At 72.3% G+C, this 9,338-nt stretch carries 11 protein-coding genes and 1 pseudogene; 2 read left to right on the forward strand and 10 right to left on the reverse strand.

What is annotated here, in order from left to right; all coding sequences use genetic code 11:
- The 9 genes and pseudogenes from AA75_RS26530 to AA75_RS26570 all read right to left on the reverse strand — a co-directional run.
- On the reverse strand, positions 1 to 414 hold a 414-nt coding region (locus AA75_RS26530; RefSeq protein ID WP_033822783.1), incomplete at its 3' end, for an ABC transporter ATP-binding protein.
- A gap of 34 nt (positions 415 to 448) precedes the next feature.
- Entirely contained in the window at positions 449 to 1,279 is an 831-nt protein-coding gene (locus AA75_RS26535; RefSeq protein WP_033822784.1) for a carbohydrate ABC transporter permease, read from the reverse strand.
- The gene (locus AA75_RS26540) at positions 1,279 to 2,160 is read right to left on the reverse strand and encodes a carbohydrate ABC transporter permease (protein WP_233289202.1); all 882 of its coding nucleotides are present in this window, start codon (positions 2,158 to 2,160) and stop codon (positions 1,279 to 1,281) included. Before AA75_RS26540 ends, AA75_RS26535 begins: the two co-directional genes overlap by 1 nt.
- A gap of 68 nt (positions 2,161 to 2,228) precedes the next feature.
- The gene (locus AA75_RS26545; RefSeq protein WP_051813424.1) at positions 2,229 to 3,506 is read right to left on the reverse strand and encodes an ABC transporter substrate-binding protein; all 1,278 of its coding nucleotides are present in this window, start codon (positions 3,504 to 3,506) and stop codon (positions 2,229 to 2,231) included.
- Positions 3,507 to 3,810: 304 nt separating this feature from the next.
- On the reverse strand, positions 3,811 to 4,137 hold the full coding sequence (locus AA75_RS26550; protein WP_051813427.1) for a hypothetical protein: 327 nt from the start codon (positions 4,135 to 4,137) through the stop codon (positions 3,811 to 3,813).
- Positions 4,124 to 5,170, reverse strand: a complete 1,047-nt coding sequence (locus AA75_RS26555) for a cation diffusion facilitator family transporter (protein ID WP_082526846.1) — start codon at positions 5,168 to 5,170, stop codon at positions 4,124 to 4,126. The genes AA75_RS26550 and AA75_RS26555 overlap by 14 nt, the downstream gene beginning before the upstream one ends.
- Positions 5,171 to 5,237: 67 nt before the next feature.
- The gene (locus AA75_RS26560) at positions 5,238 to 5,597 is read right to left on the reverse strand and encodes a hypothetical protein (protein WP_033822785.1); all 360 of its coding nucleotides are present in this window, start codon (positions 5,595 to 5,597) and stop codon (positions 5,238 to 5,240) included.
- A gap of 170 nt (positions 5,598 to 5,767) precedes the next feature.
- Positions 5,768 to 6,153: pseudogene (locus AA75_RS26565) on the reverse strand (N-acetyltransferase family protein).
- Positions 6,154 to 6,420: 267 nt separating this feature from the next.
- A complete protein-coding gene (locus tag AA75_RS26570) occupies positions 6,421 to 6,732 on the reverse strand; it encodes a putative quinol monooxygenase (protein WP_233289201.1) in 312 nt (103 codons plus the stop codon).
- A gap of 99 nt (positions 6,733 to 6,831) precedes the next feature.
- On the opposite strand from AA75_RS26570, the gene AA75_RS26575 reads away from it, so the two are divergent.
- Positions 6,832 to 7,791 carry a GlxA family transcriptional regulator gene (locus AA75_RS26575; protein WP_033822786.1) on the forward strand — a complete coding sequence of 320 codons (960 nt, stop codon included), beginning with the start codon at positions 6,832 to 6,834 and terminating at the stop codon, positions 7,789 to 7,791.
- 37 nt (positions 7,792 to 7,828) lie between these two features.
- Here AA75_RS26575 and AA75_RS26580 read toward each other — a convergent pair whose 3' ends face one another.
- The gene (locus AA75_RS26580; protein ID WP_033822787.1) at positions 7,829 to 8,242 is read right to left on the reverse strand and encodes a helix-turn-helix domain-containing protein; all 414 of its coding nucleotides are present in this window, start codon (positions 8,240 to 8,242) and stop codon (positions 7,829 to 7,831) included.
- A gap of 100 nt (positions 8,243 to 8,342) precedes the next feature.
- On the opposite strand from AA75_RS26580, the gene AA75_RS26585 reads away from it, so the two are divergent.
- Positions 8,343 to 9,197 (forward strand): alpha/beta fold hydrolase, encoded by an 855-nt coding sequence (locus AA75_RS26585; protein WP_033822788.1) that lies wholly within the window; start codon positions 8,343 to 8,345, stop codon positions 9,195 to 9,197.
- Positions 9,198 to 9,338: the final 141 nt, after the last annotated feature.

Here is a 9,338-nt window from a genome sequence, read left to right on the forward strand (position 1 = left end):
CCCGCCGGAGAGGTTGGCCGGCTTGCGGTCCAGGTGAGCGGTGAGGTCGAGGATGCGGGCGGCCTCCTCCACCTTCGCGTTGATGACGGCCTTGTCGGTCTTGGCGAGCCGCAGCGCGAAGCCCATGTTGTCGCGGACGTTCATGTGCGGGTAGAGGGCGTAGCTCTGGAACACCATCGCGATGTCGCGGTCCTTGGGCGCGCGGTCGTTGACGACCTGGCCGTCGATCCGCAGCGTGCCCTCCGTGATGTCCTCCAGCCCCGCGATCATGTTGAGGGTGGTGGACTTGCCGCACCCGGAGGGGCCGACCAGGATGACGAACTCGCCGTCGGCGATGGTGAGGTCGAACTCGCGGACGGCGAGGGCACCGTCCGGGTAGCGCTTGGTGATGCCGTCGAGCACGATCTCGGCCACGGTTCGCCTTCCTGGTCCGCCCGGGCGGGCGGGCTCATCCCTTGACTGCGCCGGCGGTGAGACCGGCGACGATGCGGCGCTGGAACAGCAGCACGAAGACCACGATCGGCACGGTGATCACCACGGCGGCCGCCGCGATCGAGCCGGTCGGCTGCTGGAACTGGGAACTGCCGGTGAAGAAGGCGATCGCCGCCGGGACGGTGCGCGCGGCGGTGGTGGAGGTCAGCGAGATCGCGAACAGGAAGTCGTTCCAGCAGAAGATGAAGACCAGGATCCCGGTGGTGAAGACGCCGGGCGCCGCGAGCGGCGCGATCACCAGCCGGAACGCCTGCCAGGGGGTGGCGCCGTCCACCTTGGCCGCCTTCTCCAGGTCCCAGGGGATCTCCCGGAAGAACGCGGAGAGGGTGTAGATGGCCAGCGGCAGCGAGAAGGTCATGTACGGGATGATCAGCCCGGCCCAGGTGTCGAAGATGCCGAGCACGCGCTCGATGTTGAACAGCGGCGAGACCAGGGAGATCGGCGGGAACATCGCGATCAGCAGCGACATGCCGATCAGCAGCCGCTTGCCGGGGAAGCGCAGCCGGGCCACCGCGTACGCGGCCATGGTGCCGAGGACCACCGCGATGGTGGTGGCGATCACCGCGATGCCGATCGAGTTGATCAGCGCCCGGGTGAACTCCGAGGTCTGGAAGATGCCGCGGTAGTTGGCCCAGGTCCACTCGCGCGGGATGAAGTCGCCGTCGCTGAGGGTGCTCGGGTCCTTGAACGAGAGTGCCACGATCCACCAGACCGGGAACAGCGCGTACAGCACCACGATGAGGTTGACCACGCCCCAGCCGGTGAGGGTCCTGCCGCGGTGGGACATCATCGCCGCTCCGGTTCGCCGCCCGGCGCCGATGCGCCGAAGATCTTGATGAAGCAGAAGGCGATGACCGCCACGCACAGGAAGATCAGCACCGAGATCGCCGACCCGATGCCGAGGTTGAGGGCGGTGAAGAGGTTGTCGTAGCCCAGGATCGAGACCGATCCGGTGTCGTTGGAGCCACCGGTCAGCACATAGATGTTGTCGAAGATCCGGAACGCGTCCAGGGTCCGGAACAGCAGCGCGACCAGGATGGCCGGCTTCATCAGCGGCAGGATCACCAGCCGCAGCCGCTGCCAGAAGTTCGCCCCGTCGACCATCGCCGCGCGCACGGTCTCCCCGGGGACGAGGGCGAGTCCGGCGAGCAGCAGCAGCGCCATGAACGGCGTGGTCTTCCACACCTCGGCCAGGATGATCAGCCCGATCGCCTGCCACTGGTCGGTCAGCGGCGCGCTGCCGGCCGGCAGCAGGGCCGCCAGGTACCCGGTGCCCGGGGTCCAGGCGTACTGCCAGGAGTACGCGGCGACCACGGTGACGATGCCGTACGGGATCAGGACCGCGGTACGGACCGTGCCCCGGCCGAAGACCGCCCGGTGCATCACCAGCGCCAGCGCCATCCCGAGGACCAGCTCGACCGCCACCGAGACCACCGTGATGAGCACCGTCACCCACAGCGCCTGCCACCAGAACGGCGAGGACAACACCGCCCCGTAGTTGCTGAGCCCGACCCAGTGGGCCTGGCCGGGGAAGCGCAGGTCGTAGCGCTGGAGCGAGAGGTAGACCGCGTAGGCGATGGGGTAGGCGGTGACGGCGACCATCACGACCACCGCGGGCGCGCACAGCAGCAGGCCGAGCCGGCGCTCCTGCCGGGCACCCTCGGACAGCTCGGCCCGGCCGCGTCCGGCGGCGGCCTCTGCGGCTCCGGTGGCCTCGGCGGACTCGGCGGACGGGCTCACGGGATCAACCCCTTGGAACCGAGGGCGTCCTGGATCTGGCCGCGGAGGTCGGCGATGGTGCTCTCCGGCCGGATCGAGGCGGGCGGTGACAGCGAGTGCGAGATGGCGATCGACACGTTCTGGTAGGCGGGGGTCTGCGGCCGCACGCTGGCGGTGTCGAGGGCGGCCAGCACGTCCGCCGCGAACGGGTAGCTCTCGGTCAGCTCCGCGGCCTGGTACAGGCTGCGCAGCGACGGCGGCAGGCCGCCCTCCAGCGCGTTGGCGAGCTGGTTCTCCCGGTCGCGCAGGCACAGCGTCGCCTCGAAGGCGAGGTCGGGCTGCCGGGTGTACGTGCCGACCGCCAGGTCGATGCCGCCGATGGTCACGGTGGCCGGCCGGTCGGCGGTGACCCCGGGGTAGGGGGCCCACTTGAAGTGCGGGAACAGGTCCGGCTGATTGGCCTTCATCGACGGGTAGACGAAGGGGTAGTTGAGCTCGAAGGCGGCCGTGCCGGACTCCATGGCGAGCCGGTTCTGGTCCTCCATCTGGTTGGGCAGCGAAGGATCGGCGGCCGCCGAGACGGCGGTGTCGTGCATGATCCCCGCCGCGACCACGGCCGGCGGACCGAGCGAGGGCGCCTGGGCGTCGGGCGTGAGGATCGACCCGCCCGCGCTGGTGACCAGGGTGTTGAACCAGACCGTCAGGCCCTCGTACTGCGCGCCCTGGATCTCGACGTAGTGCGGCTTCCCCGCCTTGGCCAGGGCCTCCGCCTGGGCGAGCATCTCGGGCCAGCTCTTCGGCGGCGTCGGGACCAGGTCGTCGCGGTACCAGAGCAGTTGGGTGTTCGAGTTGTACGGGACGGCGTACAGCCGGTCCTTCCAGGTCGCGGTCCGGACGGCGGCGTCGAGGGTGTCGGCGGTGGCCTGCTGCTTGCGCTCACCGGTCCACTCGCGGATCCAGCCCGCCTCGGCGAACTCGGCGGGCCAGGTGACGTCCAGGCCCATGATGTCGACCCCGGCGTCGTGCGCGGCGAGCCGCCGCACGAGCTGCTGCCGCTGCCCGTCCGAGGTCCGCGGCAGCTTGTTGTACCGGATCACGTAGCGGCCCTGCGAGGCCTGGCTGCACCGCTCGGCTGCCTGCTGCAGCGCGCCCGAATCGTCCGGGAAGTTGTACCAGTTGAGGGTCACCGTCCCGGCGCCGCCACCGCTGCTCCCGCAGCCGCCGAGGACCGGGGCGAGCACCGCCAGGACGGCCGCGACGGCAGGCCACCGGGAGCGGGGACTCCTGTCGGGCATCGGACTCCAGCCGTTGGCGGGACGCGGACCCGATCACCGTACGGACGGACGGGCCTCCCCGGCGCGGGACGCTCCGCAGCCGGGCCCGAGATCGACCGGACGGCGCAGTGCGGCCGGTCGGAGCGGGGAGCCGGTTGGGGCAGCGCCGCCCCCGGGCCGTTCGGTCGTCGTCAGACCCGGGAGCCGGCTGCCGAGGCCGGTACCCGGGACCCTTGGGACCCGGCCTCGACAGGTCGTGTGACCGCGATCGGACGGTTCAAACCAGCGGGTGGTCGCCGACATGGCCGGACCGGCGGAGGTCGGGTCAGGGCCGGGTGTCGGTGTGGCCGCACACCCACGCCAGCGCGTCGTGCGCACCCTCGATGTACTCCCGGCCCACCGACGGCCGGGTCGAGGCCTCCAGCTGGACGAGGGAGGCGTCCACCTCGGCGGTGAGCACCTCCAGCGTCGGCACCTCGCGGGCCGGGGTGCCGGTCAGCGGTCCCGACCGGGCCAGACCCAGCGCCCAGCGGTAGGCCGCCAGGGCTCCCCGGCGGCGGGCACCCCCGTTGGCCGCCCGCACCCGCTCGTACTCCCGCGCCACCTCGGCGGCGGGCCGTACCCCGCTGCGGACACCCTCAGCCCTCGCCATTCCGTTCCTCCTCCTGCGCCGGATCGCCCGCCGCGTCCGACCACGGCGGGGTGGGATCGATGAACACCTGACCGACGGTCGGGAAGCGTTCGCGGATGCGCCGCTCCGCCGTCTCGCACGCCGCCTCGACGGCGGCCGAACCGTGCTCGTCGTGGAAGTCGACCCGGGCCGCGAGCAGAACCTCGCGCGGGCCGAGCACCATGGTGAAGAGCGTGATCACCCGGGCCGTCTCGGGAATCGCCAGGAGCTCCGCGCGCAGCGCCTCCCGCATCGCGGGCGGCACCGACTGCCCGATCAGCAGCGATTTGTTGGCGCTGGTCAACACGACCGCCACCACCGCCAGCAGCACGCCGATGAGCACCGACGCGATGCCGTCCCAGACCGGGGAGCCGGTCAGCTGCGAGCCCGCCAGCCCGCCCGCCGCGATGACCAGGCCGACCAGCGCGGCGGAGTCCTCCAGGGCCACGGCCTTGACCGTGGTGTCCGGGGTGACCCTCAGCAGCCGCAGCGAGGAGACCCGCCAGCGCGCCGCCTCCCGGCGGACCTGCCGCGCCGCCTGCCGCCAGGAGACCCCCTCACAGACGGCGGCCAGCGCCAGCACCGCGTACGAGAGCGGGTAGTGGCCCGGCTCGCTCCCCGCGGTGATCTCCTGCACGCCGCGCACGACGGAGACCAGCGAACCCGCCAGGAAGGTGGCCAGCGCGGCGAGGAAGGCCCAGAAGTACGCCTCGTGGCCGTAGCCGAACGGATGCTCCTCGTCCGCGGGCCGGTCCGAGCGGCGCAGCGCCGTCAGGAGCAGCAGCTCGGTGACGGTGTCGGCGAACGAGTGGGCCGCCTCGGAGAGCATCGCCGCGGAGCCGCCGAGCATCCCGGTGAAGAGCTTCGCGACGGCGATCACCAGGTTGGCGGCGGTGGCCACCAGGACGGTCCGGGTGCTCTCGGAGTCCCCGGCGACGGCCCGCCGGGACGCGATGTCGGGGACGTGCCCGGGCGGGACGTGCTCTGGCGGGCCCGCGGCGGGCTGCGGAGTCATGCGGCTCGCCTGCCCGGCGCCCCGGGACCCAAACGGGTGCCGGGCCCGCTGCCCACCCGAATTCGGCTCAGCGGATCGGCGGGAACCCGCCGAGGTAGTAGCCGCCGATCAGGTTGTAGTAGTCGGGGTCGTCGGTGTGCTTGTCCGGATGGAACTCCGGTGAGTCCTTGATCTGGTCCTTGGTGGCGTCGACCCAGACCTTCTGCTCCTCGGTGTCGATCCGGGCGATGGTGCCCGCCGGGAGCAGCACCTGCCGGCCGAAGATCCACACGCCGGTGTCGACGACCACGTACGAGGAGTCGACCTCGGCCGAGTGCCGGTCGATCCGCCCGATGTGCCCGTCGGACGCCTCGACCTTGTAGCCCACCAGGTCGAGCCCCTCGAGGTGGCCGGCAGTCTCCTGGTAGTTCCAGATCCGCGTACTCATCGCTGCGTTCCCTTCCGTCGGTTGACGCGAGGCCGCCCTCCCGGCTCCCGCCGCCGCGGGACCGGGCCCGGCGGCCTCACGCGACCTCGCCTGCCCCACGCCCGCGTTCTCACACCGCCCCGCAAGTTGACGGCCGCGCCCGGACCGCGGTCCCCCGCCGCGCAGCGGCGCTACGCGCCGCCGCCCTGCCCCGGCGGGCGGAGAAGGAGGACGTCGACCGGGTCCTGGGTCTCCAGGGCGAAGCCGTGGCGTTCGTAGAGCCGGCGGGCGGCGCTGCCCTGGAGGACGTGCAGGACCACGGTCGCGCCCTGCCGGTCGGTCCGCTCCAGCAGCTCGCGCAGGACGGCGGAACCGAGTCCCCGGCCCTGGTGCTGCGGGGCCAGGTAGAAGTGCTCCAGCCACTGCCTGCCGTCCTCGGCGGCCGGAGGGTGACGCAGCCCGCGAGCTCCCCGCCGACCGTGACGACCGAGGTGTACCGGGGGGAGCAGGAGTCCCGGAACCGCTGTCGCACCCGGTGCCCGTCGTAGCGCCCGAGGCGTTCCAGGTCCGCGCGCATGACCTCGGCCCGCAGGTCGGCGATCGCCTCGACGTCCGCGGCCGTGACGGCACGCAACCCCCAGCCCGTGACCCGCGGGGGCCGCCCCGGCCCTGCCACCTCCGGCTGCGCCCCGATCCCCACCACTCCGGCATCCATGATCGGATTATCCCCGCGATCCCGCTCCGGCCCCGCACCGGGATGTGGCCCGCCGCGGGCTGCGCGGCCGGTGGGACACGCGGGCATCCCACCGGCCGGTCAGGTCAGGTCAGGTCAGGTCCGGTCCGGTCAGGGGAGCTTGACCCCCAGGAGGTCGACGGGGCGGATGTCCGGGGCGGAGCTCAGCATGGTCTGCGCCGCCTCCATCAGGGTCGCGGCGATCTTGCCCCCGAGGTGCCCGGCGCGCCCCTCCTCGTTCTCGAAGGTGTCGAAGACGCCGAAGGTGGTGGCGTTCTCCCGGAAGGCGAACCAGGCCGTGGTGTGCGCCTCCTCGTTGGCGAGCCGTACCGCCTCGCGCAGCATCGTCTCGACCTGGTCGGCGTACTCGGGCTTGGCTTCGATCCGTGCCAGCAGGCCGATGTTCATGGTGGTCGCTCCCATCTCGTCGGGTGCCCCTTTCCTGCGGGGCGTGATCGAACCTACGGGCGCCGCCGGGCTCGGCCCAGTGTCGTAAACGACGACTCTGCTACCGTTCCCGACATGGAGCTCGCGGTGCTGGCCTACGACGGCGTGTTCGACTCCGGCCTCTCGGCGGTCCTCGACGTGCTGGAGGCGGCCAACGCCATGCGGGGCGAGCTGCCGCAGCCGCCACCGGCCTGGCAGGTCACGACCGTCGGTTTCCGCCGCCGGGTCCGCACCGGGATGGGGCACACGGTGACGACCGCGCCGGTCGCCGAGGCCGTCCGCGCCGACCTGCTGCTCGTCCCGGCGCTCGCCGAACGGCGGCCCGAGGCCCTCATCGAGCACGTGTCGGGGCCCGCCTCGGTGTCCGTACGGCGGCTGGTGGCCGAGACCCGGGAACGCGGCACGCCGGTCGCCTCGGCCTGTACGGGCACCTTCCTGCTGGCGGAGTCCGGGGTGCTGGACGGGCGGCGGGCCACCACGAGCTGGTGGCTGGCGCCGGTCTTCCGCGGGCGCTACCCGGACGTCACGGTGGACCAGACCCGGATGGTCACCACCTCGGACGGCGTGACGACGGCCGGTGCGGCCTTCGGGCACGTGGACCTCGCACTGGCGATCGTCCGGATGAACAGCCCCGCGCTGGCCGACCTGGTCGCCCGCTACCTGGTGATCGACGAGCGCCCCTCGCAGTCGGCCTACACCATCACGAGCGCGCTCGCCCAGCACGATCCACTCGTCGCCGCCTTCGAACACTGGGCGCGCCAACACCTCGACCGGCCGCTCGCACTCGGCGACGCCGCGCGTTCGCTAGGCGTCAGCGAACGCACCCTCCAACGGGCCGTCCGCCGCACCCTCGGCACCTCCCCGGTGCGGTTCGTCCAGGACCTCCGGGTGGAACACGCCTCCCACCTGCTGCGCACCACCGACCTCTCGCTGGAGGCCATCGCCGGCCGGGTCGGCTACGAGCACGCCAACACCCTGCGGATCCTGCTGCGCGAACGCACCGGCAGCACGGTGGGCACGCTGCGCGGCCGCTGAACGCGGTCAACCGGTACCGAGCGCGGAGCCGGCCTGTCTATCCCTCATCGTCGGCCTCCTGGTCGGTGGCTTCGTTGGCGCGGTCGATCTCGGCCATGTGATCCTCCGCCCAGGTCCGCAGCCCCGCCAGCACGGCTTCCAGGGACAGCCCGAGTGCGGTGAGTCGGTAGAAGACCCGCGGCGGCACGGTCGGTTCGACCCGACGCGACACCAGCCCGTCGCGGGTCAGGCTCCGCAGCGTCACGGACAGCATCTTCTGCGAGACGCCGGGCATCCGGCGTCTCAGCTCCGCGAAGCGCACCTCGTCCGGTGCGGCATCGGCGAGCGTCTTGACGGCCATGGACGTCCACTTCGTGCCGATGCGGTCCAGCAACTGCCGCGTCGGGCAGTGGGGATCGAACAGATCGCCGCGTACCCCGCGACCGGCGGCCCGGGCTCCTCGGGTGGTCACCTGTGGCTCACCACCTTCCCTGAAAGTGCCGTCTAGGAACCGGCCGGGCAGTTACCTATCGTTCTGAGGTAACCAATGGTAACCACTTGGAGGAGCCGTCATGCCCGCCGCCACCGGACACCAACTGCGCCGCATCGAGACGAACGGCGTCCAACTCAACGTCGCCGTCGCCGGGGACGGACCCGCAGTTCTCCTGCTGCACGGCTTCCCGCACACCTGGCAGCTCTGGAGCAGCATCATGGGCCGACTGGCCAAGCGGTACCGGGTCATCGCCCCGGACCTGCGAGGCTTCGGCGCCAGTGAACGTGCCGTCGAGGGTTACGACGCAGGCACCCTGGCCGCCGACGCCGAAGGGCTGCTCGACGCACTCGGCGAGCCCTCGGCCGCGGTGGTCGGCATCGACGCGGGCACCGCCCCCGCCGTCCTGCTCGCGCTGCGCCGGCCCGGCCTCGTCCGGCGCCTGGTCGTGATGGAGGCACTGCTCGGCCGCCTGCCCGGAGTCGAACATTTCGCGGGCGGCGCGCCGTGGTGGTTCGGCTTCCACGCCGTCCCCGGCCTCGCCGAGACCGTCCTGGCCGGCAACGAGGCCCCGTACATCGACTGGTTCCTCGATGCGGGGACGCTCGGGCGAGGAGTACCCGACGACATCCGTGCGGCCTTCGTCCACGCATACACCGGGAGCGAGGCCCTTCGCTGCGCGTTCTCCTACTACCGGGCCCTGCCCACCAGCGCGCAGCAGATCCAGGACGCCGTCGCGACGGCTCGGCTGACGATGCCCACCATGGCCGTCGGCTCCTACCCCATCGGCGCCGGGCTCGAACGCCAACTCCGTCCCATCGCCGATGACCTGGTCGGACACCAGCTCCAGGACTGCGGCCACATCATCCCCCTCGACCGCCCCGACGCACTGTTCGCGCTCCTTGCCCCCTTCCTCGCCGCCGATCTGCCGAAGTGACCGGCTCGGGACCGAAGGATCACCCCGCTACGCTGCCGGCCGGCTCACCCCGCCGGGCGGGGGACCGGGGGTTCCGGGTCGGGGCCGGGTGGCGGGGGATAGGGCGGGACCGGCGGGTCGGGGCGCGGGTCGCCCGGGCGG

This window comes from Kitasatospora sp. MBT63 (assembly GCF_000710465.2).
GTDB lineage: Bacteria > Actinomycetota > Actinomycetes > Streptomycetales > Streptomycetaceae > Kitasatospora.

What these genes read in the sequence shown, in the direction of transcription:
- AA75_RS26585 (WP_033822788.1), top strand. Translation starts at nt 8,343, where the DNA reads ATGCCCGCCGCCACCGGACACCAACTGCGCCGCATCGAGACGAACGGC.
- AA75_RS26575 (WP_033822786.1), top strand. Translation starts at nt 6,832, where the DNA reads ATGGAGCTCGCGGTGCTGGCCTACGACGGCGTGTTCGACTCCGGCCTC.
- AA75_RS26555 (WP_082526846.1), bottom strand. Translation starts at nt 5,170, where the DNA reads ATGACTCCGCAGCCCGCCGCGGGCCCGCCAGAGCACGTCCCGCCCGGG.
- AA75_RS26560 (WP_033822785.1), bottom strand. Translation starts at nt 5,597, where the DNA reads ATGAGTACGCGGATCTGGAACTACCAGGAGACTGCCGGCCACCTCGAG.
- AA75_RS26535 (WP_033822784.1), bottom strand. Translation starts at nt 1,279, where the DNA reads ATGTCCCACCGCGGCAGGACCCTCACCGGCTGGGGCGTGGTCAACCTC.
- AA75_RS26570 (WP_233289201.1), bottom strand. Translation starts at nt 6,732, where the DNA reads ATGGGAGCGACCACCATGAACATCGGCCTGCTGGCACGGATCGAAGCC.
- AA75_RS26550 (WP_051813427.1), bottom strand. Translation starts at nt 4,137, where the DNA reads ATGGCGAGGGCTGAGGGTGTCCGCAGCGGGGTACGGCCCGCCGCCGAG.
- AA75_RS26545 (WP_051813424.1), bottom strand. Translation starts at nt 3,506, where the DNA reads ATGCCCGACAGGAGTCCCCGCTCCCGGTGGCCTGCCGTCGCGGCCGTC.